Source organism: Flavobacterium sp. GQ95 (assembly GCF_059758655.1).
Genome location: NZ_JCAXEB010000010.1, coordinates 227,077 through 247,033 on the forward strand (window position 1 = coordinate 227,077; position 19,957 = coordinate 247,033).

The following is a 19,957-nucleotide window of genomic DNA, read 5'->3' on the forward strand; positions in this document are numbered from 1 at the left end:
TCCAATTTCGTGGTAATTTGATTAAATTTGTAACATTGATAATATTAGTAATACTGAAAATATGGAAATCAAAAATTTATCTAAATATAGTAATGCTGAAAAAATTATTTTGGCTGAACAACTGTGGGATAGTGTTTCTAAAGAGAATTTAGAAGTTTCTGATGATGTTAAGAGAGAATTAGATATTCGTATTCAAAATTTAGAAGAGGGAAAAACTGAATTATATACTTGGGATGAGGTGAAGGCCCATTTAAGATCGATTAGATAATGCATAGAATTAGGTTTGTTAAAGAAGCATTATTTGATGTTGAAGATATTGTAATTTGGTACGAAGAACAAAGAATAGGACTTTCTTATGATTTCGAACTTTGTCTAGAAGCGGGACTTGATGAAATCTCACGAAATCCGGATGCTTTCCAAAAGAAATATAAAAATATTAAAATTAGATTTATTTCCAGATTCCCTTATGGAATTCACTATCGATTTGAGAAAGACGAAATTGTTATTATAGGCGTATTCCATACTTCCCGTTCTCCTAAAAATTGGAGTAAAAGATTAAACTTATAATTAGAATCTTAGATCCTTAGCAACTCAGTCCCGAGACTTCGGGATAGAATCTTCCTTAACCTCAATTACCTAAATCGCATTTTAAGACCGATTTATTAAATTATCCTACAAAACTAATAGATTTTGTTAAGAAATCCTTTTTTGTTTCATAAAATGCATTATTTTTTTTGGTGCGCTAAAAATAATTTATACATTCGCAGAGAATTTAAATAATAACACAAACAAAATGGCATCTAACCGTTTTTATTTTAGCAACTCTTTTTATTTCTTCTTTAGTAGAAGTAAGGATTGTGCTATGGTTATTTGAGAAATATAAAAGACAAATAAAACTAATATACAATCCTGATGAAAATCAGGATTTTTTTTTGAATATATGACAACTAAAATTGCAATACAAGGTATAAAAGGTTCTTTTCATCATCAGGTAGTGAATGAATATTTCTCTGAAAATGTGGCTATTGATGAATGTTTGTCTTTTGAAGAATTAATCGACAGCCTTCTTTCAGGAAAATCGGATCAGGCAGTTATGGCGATTGAAAATTCGATTGCAGGTCCAATTATTCCGAATTATGCTTTGATTGACAAGAACAATTTGCACATTATTGGAGAGCATTATTTAAGCATTCACCAAAATTTAATGGCTTTGAAAGGTCAGAAAATTGAAGATATAAAAGAAGTTCATTCGCACCCAATGGCAATATTACAATGTATGGATTTCTTAAAACAGTATCCAAACATCAAATTGGTTGAAGATAAAGATACAGCTGAAACTGCTAGAAGAATTCAGGAAAAACAATTAACCGGAATCGCTGCAATTGCAAGTAAAACGGCTTCTGAAATGTATGATTTAGAAATCATCGCTCCAGAAATTCAAACGATCAAAAATAACATGACTCGTTTTGTGATCATTAAAAAACAAAATTCATTTTTACCGGAAAGCGAAATCAACAGAGCTTCTATCAAATTTGAATTAGATCATAAAAGAGGAAGTCTGGCAGCAGTTTTAAATGTAATGAGCGACTGCAAATTGAATTTGACAAAGATTCAGTCGCTTCCAAAAATTGAAACACCCTGGAAATATTCCTTTTTCGTAGATGTGACATTTGAGAAATACGAAGATTTTGCAAAAGCCAAAACGTTATTAAATATAATGGCAGAATATTTTAAAGTTCTGGGAGAATATAAAAATACTAAACCTTTTATCGGTTAGAAGTTATTTGTAAAAAGTTAGAAGTTAAAACAAAGCATAAAGCTTACGGCCTAAAGCTTAAAGCAAAAAATAAAAAAATGATTACAACAGCAAAAAGATTAGATACAGTTGAAGAATATTACTTCTCCTCAAAATTGCGAGAAGTTCGTCAATTGCAGTCTGAAGGAAAATCTATCATCAATATGGGAATCGGAAGCCCTGATTTGAGTCCGTCTAAAGCAGTAATTGAAGCGGTTGCCGCGGCAATTCAGGATGAAAACGGGCACGGTTATCAGAGTTATCAGGGATTGCCGGAATTGAGAAAAGGAATGGCAGATTTTTATCAGAATCAATTTGGTGTTGAGTTAAATCCGAATAATGAGATTTTGCCTTTGATGGGTTCGAAAGAAGGAATTATGCACATTTCGTTAGCGTTTTTAAATGAAGGCGATCACGTTTTAATTCCGAATCCAGGTTATCCAACTTATACTTCGGTAACCAATTTGGTAGGAGCAGTTCCGGTTTATTATGATTTGAAAGAAGCAAATGCATGGGAACCAGATTTTGAAGCTTTAGAAAAACTGGATCTTTCGAAAGTAAAAATTATGTGGCTGGGTTATCCGCACATGCCAACAGGAGCGAGAGGAAGTTTGGCGTTATTTGAAAAATTAGTTGCTTTTGCTAAAAAACACAACATATTATTGGTCAACGATAATCCGTATAGTTTTGTTTTGAATGATAACCCGATGAGTTTGTTGCAGGTTGCGGGTGCAAAAGAAGTGGCTCTGGAATTAAATTCATTAAGCAAAACATTCAACATGGCAGGCTGGAGAGTCGGAATGGTTTTAGGAAATCCTGAAATTATCGATGCAGTTCTGAAAGTAAAAAGCAACATGGACAGCGGTATGTTCTACGGAATTCAGAAAGGTGCAATTGCAGCGTTGAATTGTGATAAATTATGGTTTGAAGATCAAAACAAAATTTACAGACGCCGAAGAGAATTAACAGAAAAACTAGCAGAAAAATTAGGCTGTGAAGTTTATAAAGAAGGAGTTGGCCTTTTTGTTTGGGCAAAACTACCAGAAGGAATACAATCAGCAGAAAAGTTCATTGACGAAATATTATACGAGAAACACATTTTCATCACACCGGGAACAATTTTCGGAAGTAATGGTGAAGGTTATATCAGATTCTCGTTGTGTGTGAAAGAAGAAAAAGTACAAGAGGCGATTGATAGATTTTAGACTTTAGAGTGTAGATTTTAGATTTCAAACTTTGCGAACCTTGCGTAAATCCTTTGCGAACTTTGCGGTTAAATAGGTTGGAATTTGGAATTTTAAAACTTGGAAATTAAAAAAATAGTATGAAAGTATACGTAATAGGAATAGGGTTAATAGGCGGTTCGATGGTGCTCGACATCAAAGATCAACATCCTGAAGCTACTATTTTTGGAATAGATAATAACGAGAAACATTTGCAGGAAGCAATTGATTTAGGTGTTATCGACCAGGCAGGAAACTTTGAAGATTTGGCTGAAGCCGATTTTGTAATTGTTTCAGTTCCGGTTGATGTAGCGCTGACGGTTTTGCCAAAAGTACTGGATTTGGTTGGCGATAAAACAATTGTTTTTGAAGTAGGATCCACTAAAAAACCAATTTGTGATGCAGTTACCAGTCATCCTAAAAGAAGAAATTTTATCGCAACGCATCCAATTGCAGGAACAGAGTTTTCTGGACCATCGGCGGCGATAAGAGGTTTGTTTAAAGGAAAGACAAACATTATCTGCGAAGTGGAAAAGACCACTTTTAAATTGCAGGAAAAGGCGTTACAGCTTTTCAGCGAAATTGGAATGAGGATTCGATATATGGATCCGACGTCGCACGATAAACACATTGCTTACGTTTCGCATTTGTCGCACATTAGTTCGTTCATGCTCGGAAAAACGGTAATGAATAAAGAAAAAGACGAACAGGATATTTTTGATATGGCGGGAAGTGGATTTGAAAGTACCGTTCGTTTAGCAAAAAGTTCTCCGGCAATGTGGACACCGATTTTTAAGCAAAACAAAGAACACGTCATTGAAACATTAGAAGAATATATTTCAAATCTCAGTCGGTTTAGGGATTTGCTAAAAGAAGATAATTACAATGCCATTTTTGAAGAAATGGAAAGCACAAATAAAATAAAAGAAATACTAAACGGATTAACAACAACTAAAAAGTAAATTAGAATTAAGATGGAAAATAAGAAAGAAATGAGAAAGTGGTTAGAAGATTTCAATTTAAATCACCCACTTGTGATAGCTGGACCTTGTAGTGCAGAAACGGAAGATCAAGTATTAAAGATTGCTCATGAATTGAAAGATTCAAAAGTTAGTGTATTCAGAGCTGGAATCTGGAAACCAAGAACGCGTCCGGGAGGATTTGAAGGTGTTGGAGAAATTGGTTTAAAATGGTTGCAAAAAGCTAAAAAAGAAACTGGTTTATTGATGGGAACTGAAGTTGCGACTGCAGCTCACTGTAAATTGGCTTTAGAACATGATATTGACGTTTTATGGGTTGGTGCACGTACAACTGCAAACCCTTTCGCAGTTCAGGAAATTGCTGATACATTAAAAGGAACTGATAAAATCGTTTTGGTTAAAAACCCTGTAAACCCAGATTTAGCTTTATGGTTAGGTGGTGTTGAGCGTTTACACATGGCTGGAATCGAGAAATTAGGAGTTATCCACAGAGGATTCTCTACTTACGAAAAAACAAAATACAGAAACATTCCGGAATGGCAGATTGCTATCGAATTGCAAAATAAATTTCCTGATTTACCTTTAATCATCGATCCGTCTCACATTACCGGAGATCGTAAAATGATTTTCGAAGTAACGCAAGAGGCTTTAGATTTGAATTACGATGGTATGATTATCGAAACGCACTACGATCCGGACAATGCCTGGTCTGATGCTGCTCAACAAGTGACTCCTGATGCTTTGAAACAAATCATTAAAGATTTGACTATCAGAAAAACAGATGATACTACAGATGAGTACAGTTCAAAAATGACTAAACTAAGAGCTAACATCGACGTACTTGATGCTAACTTATTAGAGTTATTAGGAAAACGTATGAAAGTAGCTGACGAAATTGGTCAGGTGAAAAAAGATGCAAACGTAGCGATTCTTCAAAACAATCGTTGGAATGAAATCTTAGGAAAAATGATTTTAGAAGGTGAGAAAAAAGGTCTTACTGAAGAATTCGTTTTGCGAATGTTCAAAGCTATCCATCAGGAAAGTATTGGTCACCAAGAGAAAATTTTCAACGCATAATTTTTTTAAACCATATAAGTGATATAAGATAATTTTAGGTTTTTCTAAAATTTGTTATTTGGTTTTCTTATATCATAATTTTAAAAATAGATTGTTTTTTTAAAATCTCCATCGCTTTGAAAGAAGTGTTGGAGATTTTTTTATGATTTTAAATACCGAAATCAATGGGTTTCAATTGTAAAACAGTAATTTTGTGCTTTAATATTTTTTAGTTTTCAGAGTAATCTAAAAATCTAAAGTCTAAAATCTAAAATTTGAATGACAGGACTCGTATATAAATCTACAGGAAGTTGGTACACCGTAAAATCGGAACAAGGCGATTTTATAGAATGCCGTATGAAAGGGAAGTTTAGGATGAAAGGTATTAAAAGTACCAATCCTATTGCTGTAGGCGATATTGTCGATTATGAATTGGAAGAAACTTCAGATGCCGTAACCGGAACGATTTTTAATATTCACGAAAGAAAGAATTACATCGTTCGTAAATCGGTTAATCTTTCGCATCAAATGCATATTATTGCTTCGAATATTGATCGTGTTTTTTTATTGATCACGATTAATAATCCGCCAACAACCTTCAATTTTATAGACCGTTTTTTGGTCACTGCCGAAGCTTACAATATCGAAACTATTTTGGTTTTTAATAAAATAGATACTTTTGATGAACCAACTTTGGAAGATCAATTGTATATGCAATATGTTTATCAGCAAATTGGTTATAAATGTCTTCGTGTTTCGTCAACTGAAATGAAAGGGGTTGATGAATTAAAAGAAATGATGATTGGTAAAGTAAGTATGTTCTCCGGACATTCAGGTGTTGGAAAATCGACTTTGGTAAATGCTATGGAACCTTCTCTACATCTTAAAACTAAAACCATTTCAGAAGCTAGTAAACAAGGGCAACACACCACGACTTTTGCTGAAATGTATGATTTGTCCTTTGATGCCAAGATTATCGACACGCCGGGAATTAAAGGTTTCGGAATTGTGGACATGGAGAAAGAAGAGATCAGTGGATATTTTCCTGAATTTTTCAGATTGAAAGATCAATGCAAGTTTAACAACTGTTTACATAAAGAAGAACCACATTGCGCTATAAAAGCTGCACTAGAAAGAGACGAGATCGCCTGGTCCCGCTATAATAGTTATTTGAAGATTCTGGAAGGCGATGAAGAAAATTATCGCACGGATACTTATGATGAAGATCGTAAAATTAGTGATGAAACAAGAAACCAAAAGTAAAACAGTCGAAAGTCAAAAGTCTAAAAGTCAAAAGGTACATTCCGGACTTTCAACTTTATGACTTTCCAACTTTAAGACTAAATATATGAGAGTTGTCCTTCAAAGAGTTTCCCAAGCGTCAGTAACTGTGGAAGGAAATAAAACTGCCGATATTCAAAAAGGACTATTAGTTTTAGTTGGAATTGAAGATACTGATACTCAGGAAGACATTGATTGGCTTGTTGGAAAAATCATAAAAATGAGAATTTTTGGTGATGAAAATAACGTCATGAACTGCTCGGTTCAGGATATGGACGGAGATATCATTGTAGTAAGTCAATTTACACTTCACGCTTCTACTAAAAAAGGAAATCGTCCCTCTTATATAAAAGCTTCTAAACCAGAGTTTGCTATTCCGATGTATGAAAATTTTGTACAATCTTTAGAAAAAGACTTTAATAAAAAAGTGCAAACCGGAATTTTTGGTGCCGATATGAAAGTCAGTCTGTTAAATGACGGACCTGTTACAATCTTAATAGACAGCAAAAACAGGGAGTAAAAAATAATAAACAAATGTTAAGAATTTCTAAAAATAATATATATTTGAAGAAATTCCCTAGTAATGAAAAAACCTTTTTTTGCGTTATTTTTTTTATTGTTTTCTCTTATTTCTTCTGCTCAAAAGAGCAATTATTCTGTTGTAACTCTTACTGATAGTCTTAAGGCTAATGCCGATGCTGTAGTACGTTTGGACCAAATGGATATAATCATTGCTTCGCAAAGAGCTATGACCGTAAAAACACAAAGAATTGTAACAGTTTTTAATGAGGAAGGATTGAGCGACATTGATGCCTATCAGAGTTATGATAAATCAACTTCGGTAAAAAATATTGAAGCGATTGTTTATGATGCTTTTGGGAATGAAATCAAGAAAATCAAACGTAAAGATTTTAAAGACCAAAGCGCCGTTAGCGGGAGCACCCTCTTCTCAGATAATCGTGTAATTTTTTTAGAATATACTCCGGTTTCTTATCCGTTTACCATTGTCTACAATAGTGAAATTGAAAGCTCAAATACAGCCTTTTTGCCACAATGGTATTTTTTAGGAGGCTATTCTGTAAGTATTGAGAAATGTGTCTTAAATGTTACTTATCCAAATAACCTCGGATTTAAAAAGAAAGAATTTCAGTTTGCCGGTTATAATATCAAAAAAACTGTAGATAGTGACATGCAATTAAGTTATGTTGCGACCAATATTTTCGCTCAGAAACCGGAAAGTTTTAGCCCATCCGGAAGAGATCTTTTTCCCAGAATTATGATGGGTTTAGAGAGTTTTCATTTAGAAGGTGTTGATGGAACAGCTAAAACCTGGGAAGCATTTGGTAAATGGTATAGTGACAAAATTCTAACCGGAACTACCGATTTATCTGAAGAAACTAAAACAAAAATAAAAGCATTAGTTGGTGATGAAAAAGACCCAATAAAGAAAGCAAAAATCATATATGACTATGTTCAGAAAAAATCACGATATGTAAATATTGCTGTTGGTATTGGAGGATGGAAACCAATGCTTGCAACCGATGTGGATCGTTTAGGTTATGGAGATTGTAAGGCGTTGTCAAATTACACTAAAGCACTTTTACAGACTGTTGATGTTCCCTCCTATAATACTATTTTATATGGCGATACCTATAAATCTAACATACAGTCTGATTTTGTTTCTATGCAGGGAAACCATATGATATTGGCAATTCCAAACGGGGATAATTATACTTTCCTGGAATGTACGAGTCAGGATGATCCTTTTGGATATCAGGGAACCTTTACAGATGACAGAGATGTTCTGGTTGTTAAACCGGAAGGTGGCGTAATTGTCAGAACTAAAATTTATGAAGACAAAGGCAATAAGCAAATTGACAAAGGAATTTATACCATTGATGAAAATGGTAATTTTTCGGGTTCAATTTCGATAATTTCAGAAGGTAGTCAATACAATTCTAAACAAAGATTGGAAAGCAGCCAGCCTACGGAAAAAGAAAAATATTATAAGAAGTATTGGGATCACATCAATAATTTGAAATTGGGTAAAATAAACTTTACTAATGATAAGGAAAGCATTCGTTTTACTGAAGATATTCAAATTAGCGCTATAAACTACGCTCCAATTTCATCCAATAAAATGATTTTTGCTGTCGATGCATTTAATCAAAATACAGAAAATATCAGACGCATCAGAAATAGAAAAAATCCTTTTGAAATTCAGCGTGGCTATTTGGATACAGATGAAATTGAAATCAATTTACCAGCCGGTTTTACTATCGAATTTCTTCCTTCAAACTATGAATTGAAAGGAAAATTCGGAGAATACAAAACTGAAATCATTAAAAAGGAAAATAACAAACTGCTTTACAAACGTTCCATATTTGTAAATAAAGGCAAATATTCAAACAAGGAATATGATGAATATCGTCTTTTTATGGAACAAGTGTCAAGAAACGATAATGCCAAAATTGTACTTACCAAAAACTAACCAAAACCAACCAATGAAATCTATCAAACTTTTTAGTCTATCTGTTCTCTTGTTGTTTTTTTCGAAAGTAGCAGCACAGGAATTTAAATTAGGAAAGGTATCAATCGCTGAATTAGAGCAAAAAGTGCATCCAAAAGATTCGTCTGCGGTTGCAGCTATTTTGTACAAAAGAGGGAAAACAAGAATTGAATACGATCAAACTGACGGTTTTGTTACGTTGACGGATGTAGAGGCCAGAATAAAAATTTACAAAAAAGAAGGTTATAACTGGGCTAATCAGGCAATTTGGTATTATGATATGCCAGGTCTAACTGAAAAAGTTATTATTAGCGATGTCTGTACTTATAATTTGGTCGATGGTAAAATTGAAAAAACAAAACTCAAAAGCGAGGGGCTTTTTGATGAAAGAATAAATAAATTTAGAGGTCAAAAAAAAATAACGTTGCCTAACGTTAAGGAGGGGTCTGTAATTGAGTATCATTATAGCATTAAAAACCCAAGGGATGGAATGATTCGTGAATGGGATTTTCAATCTAAGATTCCTGTAAATTATTCAGAGTTTAGTACTTATATTCCTGAATATTATGTTTTTAATCCGAGACAAAAAGGGTATGTTTTTCCTAAATCTATAATTACTAAAAATAATAAATCAATCACTTTTACAAATAAAGAACGAGTTTCTACCGGAGGAGTAGGTGGAGGTGGAGTAAGAACCGAATATTCTGTTGATAAAGTAGATTATATTGAAACTCAGACTACTTATATAGCACAAGATTTTCCAGCGATGAAACAGGAAGCCTTTGTTAATAATATGGATAATTATCTTTCTAGTGTTCAACATGAGTTAGCGATGGTTAAATTCCCTAATCAGCCTTTAAAGCCACTGTCGACAGATTGGAATTCGGTTGCAAAAACAATTTATGATTATGATTCTTTTGGACCTGAGTTGAATAAAACTGGTTATTTTGAAGATGATATAAAAGTGGTATTAGTTGGAAAAAATACACCAGACGAGAAAATATTGGCGATTTTAAATCATGTGAAGTCAAATGTAAAGTGGAATCACTACACAGGCTACGATACCGATTTAGGAGTTAGAAAGGCTTACAAAGAGAAAACAGGAAACATTGGTGATATTAATTTAATGTTAACCGCAATGTTGCGTTTTGCAGGTTTAAATGCCGATCCTGTTTTGGTTAGCACGCGTTCTAACGGAATTTCATTGTTTCCCAACAGAAATGCTTTCAATTATGTAATTGCAGCTGTTCAAACGCCAACCGGATATGTTTTGTTAGATGGGTCTGATAAATTTTCAGTTCCAAATGTTTTACCACTTCAAACTTTAAATTGGTATGGAAGATTGATTCGTAAAGATGGAAGTTCTGAAGAAATTGATTTGATGCCTAAAAAATCATCAAATGATGTCGTTTTTATGAATTACAGTATTGATGCCGAAGGTAAAGTTACCGGTAAAGCAAGAAGACAATGTACAGATTATAATGCTTTAGTTACGAGAGATAATATTGATGGCGTTAAAGAGGAAGCCTACCTGGAAAAATTAGAAAATGAAAATAATAAAATTGAAATTAGTGAATATTCAAGAACTAATGAAAAGGAAATTTTATTACCACTGATAGAATCTTATTCTTTTACCGGAAATAATTTTTGTGAAGTTATTGGAGGGAAAATTTACGTGAGTCCAATGTTGTTTTTCACAGAAGATAAAAATCCGTTTAAGCAGGAAATCAGAGAATATCCTGTAGATTTTAGCTACCCATTTACAGATAAGTATAACATCATTATTAAAATACCTGAAGGATTTGTGGTTGAAACATTACCAGCTCCTGCTGTAATCGCAATGGAAGACAATTTAGGTACTTTTAAATTTAATATTGCGGCAAACGATGGAACGTTGCAATTGGTGGTTTCACATCAAATCAATGAGGCGATAGTGTCAACTGAAAAATACGAAATGCTGAAAGAATATTACAAAGGAATGGTTGCAAAAGAAACAGAGAAAATAGTTTTAAAAAGAATCTAATGAGATTACGTTTAATGGTTGTTTCAACTTTAATGATTTTTTGGGCTTCAAAAGTCAGTGCTCAAAAGTATGAGTTGGGAAAAGTAACTGTTGCACAATTACAGGAAAAAGTGCACCCGAAAGATACTAGCGCTCCGGCGGCGATTATCTTTAAGAAAGGAAGAACTTTTTTTACTTATAATAACACTAATGGTTTTTCGGCGAATCATGTTTATGAATTTAAAATTAAAATTTATAAAAAGGAAGGACTTGTCTGGGCAGATCAAAAAGTGCGATTTTATATTGGTTATGAAAAGCTAAACGAAGACCGATTGGAGTTTTCACAAGCAGTTACATATAATTTAGAAAATGGTTCAATTGTCAAAACAAAATTGGACAATCAGGGAACCTTTAAGAAAAAAATAAATAAATATTGGAACGAGAAAACCATAACATTGCCAAATGTAAAGGTGGGTTCGATTATTGAATATAAATATATCTTAAAGACAGAGAACATTGTGAAGCTTCCGGACTTTGAGTTTCAATATGAAATTCCTGTTGATTATTTTGAATACAAAACAGAGATTCCTGAATTTTATGTCTATAAGACAATTTTAATTGGAAAGACACCCATAACATCCGATGCTAAAATTGCTGCCGGAAGTCAGAGTTTTGAGAATGAACACAACCAAACGAGCACACTTTACTTCAAACAAGTTAATTCTCTATTTAGCGGAAAAGATATTTCTCCATTAATATTAGAGCCTTATGTAAATAATATTGAAAATTATAAAGGAAGTATTCAATACGAACTAGAACGTATACGATATCCTGATCAGCCGGTAAAAGATTATTCTCTAACATGGGAAGGAGTCGCATCGACTATTTTTAAAGATGAAAATTTTGGAAAAGAACTGAATCAAAGCGATTTTTTGCTGGAAGATGTCAGGAAATTATTAGCGAATATAGAATCGCTAAATGAGAGATTAGATATCATTTTTAAATTCGTTCAGAATAAAATGAACTGGAATGAGGAGAATGGTTATTATACAGATAAAGGAGTTGTAAAAGCATACAAAGAACAAACAGGAAATGCAGCCGAAATCAATTTTATATTGATCAATATGTTAAAAGTAGCGGGTGTAGAAGTGAATCCGGTTTTGGTTAGTACTGTTGAAAATGGGATTCCCGTCTACCCTACGAGAACTGGTTTTAATTATGTTATTGCCGCTGCTGAAATTGATGGAAAACAAATTCTGCTTGATGCGACTCATAAATTTACTTCCCCAAATATTTTACCGCTGAATCTTTTAAACTGGAAAGGCCGACTTATTAGAAAAGACGGAACTTCTAAAGAAATAGATTTATATCCTGCTTTGGTATCTAAAGAATTTTCAAATACAATAGCCAAATTAGATGCTTCAGGTAAAATAGAAGGAAAGGTGAGGGTACAAAGAACAGATTATGATGCTTATAGTTTCAGGGTTCAAAATGCAGATAAAAATCAGGAAAGCTATCTTGAGAAATACGAAGAGCAATTAGGCGATTTGAAGATATCAGATTATGCAATCGAAAACAAGAAAACAAATTTTTCTAATCCGATAATAGAGACTTTTTCTTTTAGTTCAGATAACCAATCGGAGATTATTGGTGGCAAAATATTCATCAATCCGTTATTGTTTTTTACCAGAACAAAAAATCCTTTTACGCAGGAAAGAAGGCAAATGGGAATTTATTTTGGTTACCCGACACAGGAAAAATTCAACTTAAATTTAGATATTCCAGAAGGCTATAGTGTAGAGTCACTACCGAAACCTGTTCGAATTTCTACTGAAGATAAAGCGATAACTTATGTTTTTAATATTTCTAACGAAGGGAATAAAATTCAAATTAGTTGTATAAAAGAGATTAACAATAGTATTTTTGCAGCGGATGAGTATACTGGATTAAAAGATATTTTTCAGAAAATGCTTGCCAGTCAAAATGAAAAAATTGTTCTTAAAAAAATTTAACGATGGATTTGAAAAATGCCCAACTTGATGTTGATACCTGGATAAAAGAACACGGAGTTCGTTATTTTAACGAATTGACCAATATGGCTCAGCTTACTGAAGAAGTAGGTGAGGTGGCACGAATTATTGCGCGTCGCTACGGGGAACAATCAGAAAAAGAAAGCGATAAAAACAAAGATTTAGGCGAAGAACTGGCTGATGTTGTTTTTGTAGTTTTATGTCTGGCGAACCAAACCGGAATAGATTTGCAAGCTGCTTTTGATAAAAAAATGGATTTGAAATCGGTTCGCGATAAAGACCGTCATAAAAACAACGATAAATTAAAATAATTGTGAAATATCACTCATAAGTTTTGAATTATGAGTTTTGAATTTTGAATTATGAGTAGGGAGTGGTAAATTGCGTGGCTGAATTACGTTTCTAATCATTCGTAATTCATAATTTACAACTTACAATTAAAAAAATGAATTTACTACTTCAGACAACTCAACATAATTTACAAGGACAAATTGCAGTAACAGGATCAAAAAGTGAAACCAATCGTTTATTGTTATTAAAAGCATTATTCCCAAATATTACACTTGCCAATACTTCAAATTCTGATGACAGCGAAGTAATGCAAAAAGCTTTGATTGGGAATGATGAAGTTGTAGATATTCATCATGCCGGAACTGCAATGCGTTTTTTAACTGCTTATTTTGCTGTGAATGAAGGTCGCAATGTAGTAATGACGGGTTCAAGCAGAATGCAGGAACGTCCGATAAAAATTTTAGTGGAAGCTTTAGCGCAATTAGGCGTTGAAATCTCATATGAAAAAGAGGTAGGATATCCGCCGATAAAAATCAAAGGAAAAAAAGTTACGGCTTCAAAAGTAACTTTGGCAGCGGATGTAAGCAGCCAGTATATTTCGGCTCTTTTATTAGTAGCTTCAAAACTAGAAAATGGTTTAGAACTGACTTTAGAAGGAGAAATCACTTCAATTCCGTATATCAAAATGACTTTGGCTTTGCTTAACGATTTGGATATTCAAACCACTTTTGAAGGAAATGTAATTAAAGTTTATCCAAAAGAAAGTGTTGCTTCAAAAGAAATGGTTGTAGAATCAGACTGGAGTTCGGCATCTTACTTTTTTAGTTTAGTGGCTTTAGCTGACACGGCCTCAATAACATTAACTAGTTATAAAGAAAATAGTTTACAAGGAGATTCTGAGTTGGTTTCACTTTACGAGAAATTAGGAGTGAAAACAACATTTCAGAACAATAAAATGACATTGGTTAAACAAGAGAATTTTAAATACGAAATCGTAAATTTTGAATTAAACAATACACCGGATATCGCACAGACAATCGTTGTGACTTGTTTAGGATTAGGAATAGGTTGTCATTTGACAGGTCTTCATACCTTAAAAATTAAAGAAACTGACAGATTGGAAGCACTTAGAATTGAGCTTACAAAATTGGGAGCTAATATTTCTGTTACAAATGATAGTTTGACTTTAGTTGCTTCAGAAAATATCAATCATAATGTGAAAATTGCAACATACAACGATCATCGTATGGCAATGGCATTTGCTCCATTAGCTCTGAAAGTTCCAATTATTATCGAAGATGCCGGAGTAGTTTCAAAATCATACCCGGATTTCTGGAATGATTTAAAAGCCTTAAACTTCGAAATCTCAGAACTGTAAAATTTCCACCATATAAGGAATATAAGTTCATTTAAACAAAATGAGCATAAATTGCATAGCCTCCAGTTTTAACTGGAGGTTTTTTTTGTTTTTTATTTTCGGCTTTAGCCAAATAATTACGTTCCAATTCTTTAGAATCCAATTTAAATGAACTTATTTAACTTATATGGTGGGAAAAACGTTTTTTAGTCAATCCGAAACACCACTAAATCAACGACTTTTGAAAATAAACAGCAAAACACTTGACAACGCCTATCTCACAATCGTATATTTGCACACGATTTATAATTTTAGATATAAAATCTAAGATCTACACTTTAAAATCAACAATTCAAATATGAAATTATCACATTTTCAATTTAATTTACCAAAAGAACTTTTAGCGGAATTTCCAGCAGAAAACAGAGATGAGTCTCGTTTAATGGTAATCGACCGTCAAAAACAAACTATAGAACATAAAATGTTTAAAGATGTTATCAATTATTTTGATGACGGAGACGTTTTAATTCTTAACAATACAAAAGTTTTCCCGGCACGTTTGTACGGAAACAAAGAAAAAACAGGAGCAAGAATTGAGGTTTTCTTATTAAGAGAATTAAATTCAGAGCAACGTCTTTGGGATGTTTTGGTTGATCCGGCCAGAAAAATCCGTATCGGAAACAAACTTTATTTTGGTGATGACGATTCGTTAGTTGCTGAGGTAATTGACAATACAACTTCTCGTGGTAGAACATTACGTTTTTTATATGACGGTTCTTACGAAGAATTCAGAAACAAATTGACAGAACTTGGAGAAACTCCAATTCCTAAATACATCAACAGAGAAGTAACTGCTGAAGATGCTGAAAGATACCAAACTATTTATGCAAAAGAAGAAGGAGCTGTAGCCGCGCCAACTGCAGGTTTACACTTCTCAAAACACCTTTTGAAAAAATTAGAAATCAAAGGAATAAACTTTGCTGAGGTTACACTTCACGTTGGTTTAGGAACTTTTAATCCGGTTGAGGTTGAAGATTTATCTAAACACAAAATGGATTCTGAGGAATTAATCATCAAACAAGAAGCTTGTGATATTGTAAACGAAGCAAAAACAAAGAAAAAACGTATCTGTGCTGTTGGAACAACTTCAATGCGTGCTATTGAAAGTTCAGTTTCATCTCAAAACACTTTAAATCCTTACGAAGGATGGACAAATAAATTCATTTTTCCTCCTCACGATTTTAGTATTGCAAACTGTATGATTACGAATTTCCACACACCAAAATCAACATTATTAATGATGATTTCTGCTTTTTGTGGACATGATTTAATGAAAAAAGCATACGACGAAGCGATCAAAGAAGGATACAAATTCTATTCTTACGGAGATGCGATGTTGATTATCTAATTCATAGAATTATTAAATATTTAAAACCTGTCAGTGATGACGGGTTTTTTTATGGTTTACAGTCGCAGTTTTCAGTCTCAGTCACAGTCACAGTGCTCAGTCTCAGTTTAAGTCAAAGTTTTGGAACTGAATACTGCGACTGCGACTGAAAACTATAATCTAAACTTGAAACCTGAAACTTGAAACAAAAGAAACATTTCCCTATTTTTACGCCTCAAAATAAAAACAATGACTTTTCAAAATACACGCGAATTTGCACGAGAGCTTGATTCGCAAGACACTTTAAATCACTATCAGGATCAATTTATTTTTCCGAAAGTGAACGACAAACGAGTAATTTATTTCACAGGAAATTCTTTAGGATTACAACCAAAACGTACCAAAGCTTATATTGACGAAGTAATGAACGACTGGGCAGAATTGGCTGTTGAAGGTCATTTTTATGCACAAAAACCATGGTGGGATTATCAGGAAAGATTTGCTGAACCGTTGAGTAAAATTGTGGGAGCTTTGCCTTCAGAAGTTACGGTAATGAATACGTTGACGGTAAATCTTCATTTGTTGATGGTTTCTTTTTACCAGCCGAAAGGAAAACGTTATAAAATTATCTGCGAAGAAAAAGCTTTTCCTTCAGATCAATATATGTTTCAGAGTCAGGTTCATTTTCATGGATATAAGCCAGAAGATGCAATTGTAGAAATTAAACGTCGCGATGGTGAACATAATATTCGTCTGGAAGATGTTTTAGCAAAAATTGAAGAAATTGGCGATGAGTTAGCTTTGATTTTAATTGGAGGGGTAAACTATTATACCGGACAAGTTTTTGATATCCAAACCATCACAGTAGCCGGACAAAAAGCTGGTGCAAAAGTAGGTTGGGATTTAGCGCACGCCGCAGGAAATATCAAATTAGAACTTCATGATTGGAATGTAGATTTCGCCGCCTGGTGTAGTTATAAATACATGAATTCAGGCCCTGGAAATGCATCAGGATGTTTCGTTCATGAAAAACACCATAACGATTCTGATTTACCAAGATTTGCAGGTTGGTGGGGACATAATAAAGAACGTCGTTTTAAAATGGAACCAACTTTTGATCCCGTTCATGGAGCAGGAGGTTGGCAAATTAGTAATTTACCGGTACTGTCGTTAGCACCCTATTTAGCTTCTGTAGAAATGTTTGCTGAAGTTGGAATGGATACTTTAATTGCAAAAAGAGACCATATTACGTCTTACTTAGAATTCATTTTACATGAAATTGACAAAGAAGTTAAAGGTAATTTTGAAGTTATTACACCGTCTAATCCTTTAGAAAGAGCTTCTCAATTATCTGTCTTTTTGCATGGAGAAGGAAGAAGCTTATTCGATTATTTAATGAAAAACGGAGTGATTACAGATTGGCGTGAACCGAATGTAATCCGATTAGCTCCGGTTCCTTTATATTGTTCTTATGAAGATATGTACCATTTTGGACAAATTCTGAAAAAAGGAATCTTAGAAAAATAGTACTAAGTTATAAAAGAAAAAATCTCGCAGGTCGTGAAGCCGCAAAGAAAATATTTAAAAGAAAACTTTGCGCCTTTGCGAGATTATTTTTTTACAAACGTGTAATTCTGTAACCTTTCTTTCAAATAATATAACATCAACCAATAGCATCTTCTTTACTTTGTAATGTATAATCATTAAAAGTACAATCATGAAAGCCTTATATATATTATTTGCCGCATTGTCTATTGTTTCTTGTCAAAACCAGGGAAAAGAAGATATCAATAAAGCCAAACAAGCCAGTATTGATTCGATGAAAGTTGAAATTAATAAACAAAAAATTATTGATTCAATGAAAACCGAAATGGCGCAAATCAAAGAAGAACAGAAAGTAGAAGCGCAAAAAGTTGTAGTAGTTCATCAACAAGATGGAACTGCCACTACAACGACTACAACAAAAAAGAAAGGTTGGAGTTCTACCGCTAAAGGTGCTGTAATTGGTGCCGGAGTTGGTGCTGCAACAGGTGCAATCATTAGTAAGAAAAAAGGCGAAGGAGCCATAATTGGTGGTTTGGCCGGAGCCGGAGTTGGTGCCGGAACAGGTGCCATAATCGATGGCAGTAAAAAGAAAAAAGAATAAAATTTTAAAATAAATAAAAACCCCGATTTAGATTTCTAGATCGGGGTTTCTTTTTTATACCATTTCAGGAACAGGAATCTTTATAGAAGTTAATTCCAATTTATAAAAATCGATTTGGTATTTAATTTTTTCCGTCTCGCTTTTGAAATAAAAAGTAGATTCGAATAAATTATGATAGTATTCAATTCCTTCTAAAAGATTTGCTTTGAAACTATTCAATTTCTTAAGGTGATTAGCAGTGATTTCACCTGAAATTGTTTCAATTTCATTCCTGAAATATTCAACATACATTTTCAATTCCTTTACAAACAAATTAGGACGATTATTAGCCCTTAAAACCGACTTATTTCCATAAATGTGTTCTACCATATGTTTTAAAGAAACTTCCTGATCAAAATAAGCCATATTAGGCCCGGGGCAAATCACAACACCTTGCGCCTGACCTTTAATTTTGATATCATTTTCTAAATAGGATGCATTGGCCAAACCAACACATAAACACGATTTCTCGGTGATTTTTATTTTTGATTTTTCAAAGGCATCAGGAGAAAGGGTTTCTTTTATGTTTTCTAATTCTGCCAGTTTGATATCCTGATATTTTTTTGAGGCAGTGCAAATTCCGTGAGAATCATATTCTTTACTTAAAGCCAGGAATTTTTTCGGACATGAACTTCCGGCTTTATTTTCCTGAATTCGTTTCTGTTTCAAAATTTCATTTGTTGTTCCTTTCAAAGTATTAAATGGAACTCCCAAAGGCGAAATATGACTTAAATACAAATCTCTTTCTTTGGCATTGATCAATAAATTTCGGGTGGTCTGGTCTACAGAAGTTGCTTCTGGAACCAGTAAAAAGGGTGTTCCCCAACCTACAGAATCAACATTATAAGTACTTAATAAAAATTCATGTTCTTCAGAAGTTCCTACGCCACCTTGAACGGTGATTTTCAAATTTAAAGGTTGATCAGGAAAAATCATTCCTTTTTGCTGTAAAGCTTTAACCATTAAATCGTGAGCTGATTGAACTAACTGCTCTTTTTTCTGTTTGAATTCTTCTAAAATTGTACCTAATAAAAGTCCTTCAGTGGCGAATGCATGTCCTCCACAATTTAAGCCTGATTCGATTCGGTATTCAGAAACCCAAAGTCCTTTTTTAGCTAAAAAATTTCCCTGAATCATAGCCGATCTGAAATCACTTACTTTTAAAATGATTTTCTTTTTAAGCTGATTGTTTTCATTTGGAAAGAAATCAGAAAAATTCTCAAAATAACTGTAAAGCCTCGGATTCATTCCGGCAGAAAGTACAACTGAAGATTCTAAATTGCTATTGGCAAAACCTCGTAAAGCTGCATGTGCATCATTAAATTCAATTGGCAGCTGTTCATTTTTAATAAAATTATCTTTATCTAGTTTTGTCATGATATTGACATCAATATTTCCGGGAGAAAGATGTGATTCGATATAATGCTGAATGTTTTCTTTGAATGAAATTCCGTCTTCCAGTAAATTTTGAAAGCCTTTTTTGATGTCGGATGAATTAGGAAGCATCGAAATAAAATTTTCTAAAGTCGTTTTGCTTTCTGCTAATTCCATTTTAAAACTTTCGAATTTCTGTTTGACAATTTTGTCAACTAAATTAAGGTATGAAGTAATTCTTTCGGCTCGATAGTCATGAAATTTCTGACTTATTTCTTCGTAAGGAAGATTGAATTTGGTACTGTAAAAATTACGCATCTTCTCAATTAAATCATCATCTGCGATTGAGATTACAGACGAAATTCCATATTGTGCCACGCGGATTGGACTATCAATGGTATAAGCAAGCCCCATCACGGGAATATGAAAAGTATGTAAAGGTGATTTTGTCATTTGTTTTCAAATTAAAATAAAAACAAATGTTAGA

Annotated in this window: 17 protein-coding genes; 16 read left to right on the forward strand and 1 reads right to left on the reverse strand. The window is 33.4% G+C overall.

Annotated features, from left to right (window positions below):
* The first annotated feature begins 61 nt into the window (after positions 1–61).
* From AC6CH4_RS19270 to AC6CH4_RS19345, 16 genes are all read left to right on the forward strand, one after another.
* Positions 62–268, forward strand: a complete 207-nt coding sequence (locus AC6CH4_RS19270; protein WP_498105817.1) for an addiction module protein — start codon at positions 62–64, stop codon at positions 266–268.
* A complete protein-coding gene (locus AC6CH4_RS19275) occupies positions 268–567 on the forward strand; it encodes a type II toxin-antitoxin system RelE/ParE family toxin (RefSeq protein ID WP_498105819.1) in 300 nt (99 codons plus the stop codon). The genes AC6CH4_RS19270 and AC6CH4_RS19275 overlap by 1 nt, the downstream gene beginning before the upstream one ends.
* A 373-nt stretch (positions 568–940) precedes the next feature.
* A complete protein-coding gene (locus AC6CH4_RS19280; protein WP_498105821.1) occupies positions 941–1,777 on the forward strand; it encodes a prephenate dehydratase in 837 nt (278 codons plus the stop codon).
* Between the two features lie 77 nt (positions 1,778–1,854).
* Positions 1,855–3,000, forward strand: coding sequence for a pyridoxal phosphate-dependent aminotransferase (locus AC6CH4_RS19285; RefSeq protein ID WP_498105823.1), 1,146 nt, complete (start codon positions 1,855–1,857; stop codon positions 2,998–3,000).
* Between the two features lie 119 nt (positions 3,001–3,119).
* Positions 3,120–3,980 (forward strand): prephenate dehydrogenase, encoded by an 861-nt coding sequence (locus AC6CH4_RS19290; RefSeq protein ID WP_498105825.1) that lies wholly within the window; start codon positions 3,120–3,122, stop codon positions 3,978–3,980.
* Positions 3,981–3,992: 12 nt separating this feature from the next.
* Positions 3,993–5,075, forward strand: coding sequence for a bifunctional 3-deoxy-7-phosphoheptulonate synthase/chorismate mutase type II (locus AC6CH4_RS19295; protein WP_026983484.1), 1,083 nt, complete (start codon positions 3,993–3,995; stop codon positions 5,073–5,075).
* Between the two features lie 258 nt (positions 5,076–5,333).
* Positions 5,334–6,317, forward strand: coding sequence for a ribosome small subunit-dependent GTPase A (rsgA, locus tag AC6CH4_RS19300; RefSeq protein ID WP_498105827.1), 984 nt, complete (start codon positions 5,334–5,336; stop codon positions 6,315–6,317).
* A gap of 85 nt (positions 6,318–6,402) precedes the next feature.
* On the forward strand, positions 6,403–6,855 hold the full coding sequence (gene dtd / locus AC6CH4_RS19305) for a D-aminoacyl-tRNA deacylase (protein WP_498105829.1): 453 nt from the start codon (positions 6,403–6,405) through the stop codon (positions 6,853–6,855).
* Positions 6,856–6,918: 63 nt separating this feature from the next.
* A complete protein-coding gene (locus tag AC6CH4_RS19310; protein ID WP_498105831.1) occupies positions 6,919–8,826 on the forward strand; it encodes a DUF3858 domain-containing protein in 1,908 nt (635 codons plus the stop codon).
* A gap of 13 nt (positions 8,827–8,839) precedes the next feature.
* Positions 8,840–10,867, forward strand: a complete 2,028-nt coding sequence (locus AC6CH4_RS19315; protein WP_498105833.1) for a DUF3858 domain-containing protein — start codon at positions 8,840–8,842, stop codon at positions 10,865–10,867.
* Positions 10,867–12,858: a DUF3858 domain-containing protein gene (locus AC6CH4_RS19320; RefSeq protein ID WP_498105835.1), complete on the forward strand. Its 1,992-nt coding sequence runs from the start codon at positions 10,867–10,869 to the stop codon at positions 12,856–12,858. The genes AC6CH4_RS19315 and AC6CH4_RS19320 overlap by 1 nt, the downstream gene beginning before the upstream one ends.
* Positions 12,859–12,860: 2 nt before the next feature.
* On the forward strand, positions 12,861–13,187 hold the full coding sequence (locus tag AC6CH4_RS19325; protein WP_012022600.1) for a nucleotide pyrophosphohydrolase: 327 nt from the start codon (positions 12,861–12,863) through the stop codon (positions 13,185–13,187).
* A gap of 134 nt (positions 13,188–13,321) precedes the next feature.
* On the forward strand, positions 13,322–14,545 hold the full coding sequence (locus AC6CH4_RS19330; protein WP_498105837.1) for a 3-phosphoshikimate 1-carboxyvinyltransferase: 1,224 nt from the start codon (positions 13,322–13,324) through the stop codon (positions 14,543–14,545).
* Between the two features lie 337 nt (positions 14,546–14,882).
* The gene (gene queA / locus AC6CH4_RS19335) at positions 14,883–15,932 is read left to right on the forward strand and encodes a tRNA preQ1(34) S-adenosylmethionine ribosyltransferase-isomerase QueA (RefSeq protein ID WP_498105839.1); all 1,050 of its coding nucleotides are present in this window, start codon (positions 14,883–14,885) and stop codon (positions 15,930–15,932) included.
* Positions 15,933–16,160: 228 nt separating this feature from the next.
* A complete protein-coding gene (gene kynU / locus AC6CH4_RS19340; RefSeq protein WP_498105841.1) occupies positions 16,161–17,438 on the forward strand; it encodes a kynureninase in 1,278 nt (425 codons plus the stop codon).
* A gap of 190 nt (positions 17,439–17,628) precedes the next feature.
* Positions 17,629–18,057, forward strand: coding sequence for a YMGG-like glycine zipper-containing protein (locus tag AC6CH4_RS19345; protein WP_498105843.1), 429 nt, complete (start codon positions 17,629–17,631; stop codon positions 18,055–18,057).
* A gap of 54 nt (positions 18,058–18,111) precedes the next feature.
* On the opposite strand, the gene AC6CH4_RS19350 is transcribed toward AC6CH4_RS19345, so the two are convergent.
* A complete protein-coding gene (locus AC6CH4_RS19350; RefSeq protein ID WP_498105845.1) occupies positions 18,112–19,923 on the reverse strand; it encodes a hypothetical protein in 1,812 nt (603 codons plus the stop codon).
* Positions 19,924–19,957: the final 34 nt, after the last annotated feature.

Excerpts from the sequence above, each read along its gene's own strand:
- AC6CH4_RS19320 (WP_498105835.1), top strand. The coding sequence starts at position 10,867 with ATGAGATTACGTTTAATGGTTGTTTCAACTTTAATGATTTTTTGGGCT.
- AC6CH4_RS19285 (WP_498105823.1), top strand. The coding sequence starts at position 1,855 with ATGATTACAACAGCAAAAAGATTAGATACAGTTGAAGAATATTACTTC.
- AC6CH4_RS19270 (WP_498105817.1), top strand. The coding sequence starts at position 62 with ATGGAAATCAAAAATTTATCTAAATATAGTAATGCTGAAAAAATTATT.
- AC6CH4_RS19295 (WP_026983484.1), top strand. The coding sequence starts at position 3,993 with ATGGAAAATAAGAAAGAAATGAGAAAGTGGTTAGAAGATTTCAATTTA.
- AC6CH4_RS19345 (WP_498105843.1), top strand. The coding sequence starts at position 17,629 with ATGAAAGCCTTATATATATTATTTGCCGCATTGTCTATTGTTTCTTGT.
- AC6CH4_RS19280 (WP_498105821.1), top strand. The coding sequence starts at position 941 with ATGACAACTAAAATTGCAATACAAGGTATAAAAGGTTCTTTTCATCAT.
- kynU (WP_498105841.1), top strand. The coding sequence starts at position 16,161 with ATGACTTTTCAAAATACACGCGAATTTGCACGAGAGCTTGATTCGCAA.
- AC6CH4_RS19290 (WP_498105825.1), top strand. The coding sequence starts at position 3,120 with ATGAAAGTATACGTAATAGGAATAGGGTTAATAGGCGGTTCGATGGTG.
- AC6CH4_RS19275 (WP_498105819.1), top strand. The coding sequence starts at position 268 with ATGCATAGAATTAGGTTTGTTAAAGAAGCATTATTTGATGTTGAAGAT.
- rsgA (WP_498105827.1), top strand. The coding sequence starts at position 5,334 with ATGACAGGACTCGTATATAAATCTACAGGAAGTTGGTACACCGTAAAA.
- AC6CH4_RS19350 (WP_498105845.1), bottom strand. The coding sequence starts at position 19,923 with ATGACAAAATCACCTTTACATACTTTTCATATTCCCGTGATGGGGCTT.
- queA (WP_498105839.1), top strand. The coding sequence starts at position 14,883 with ATGAAATTATCACATTTTCAATTTAATTTACCAAAAGAACTTTTAGCG.
- AC6CH4_RS19310 (WP_498105831.1), top strand. The coding sequence starts at position 6,919 with ATGAAAAAACCTTTTTTTGCGTTATTTTTTTTATTGTTTTCTCTTATT.
- AC6CH4_RS19325 (WP_012022600.1), top strand. The coding sequence starts at position 12,861 with ATGGATTTGAAAAATGCCCAACTTGATGTTGATACCTGGATAAAAGAA.
- dtd (WP_498105829.1), top strand. The coding sequence starts at position 6,403 with ATGAGAGTTGTCCTTCAAAGAGTTTCCCAAGCGTCAGTAACTGTGGAA.
- AC6CH4_RS19315 (WP_498105833.1), top strand. The coding sequence starts at position 8,840 with ATGAAATCTATCAAACTTTTTAGTCTATCTGTTCTCTTGTTGTTTTTT.
- AC6CH4_RS19330 (WP_498105837.1), top strand. The coding sequence starts at position 13,322 with ATGAATTTACTACTTCAGACAACTCAACATAATTTACAAGGACAAATT.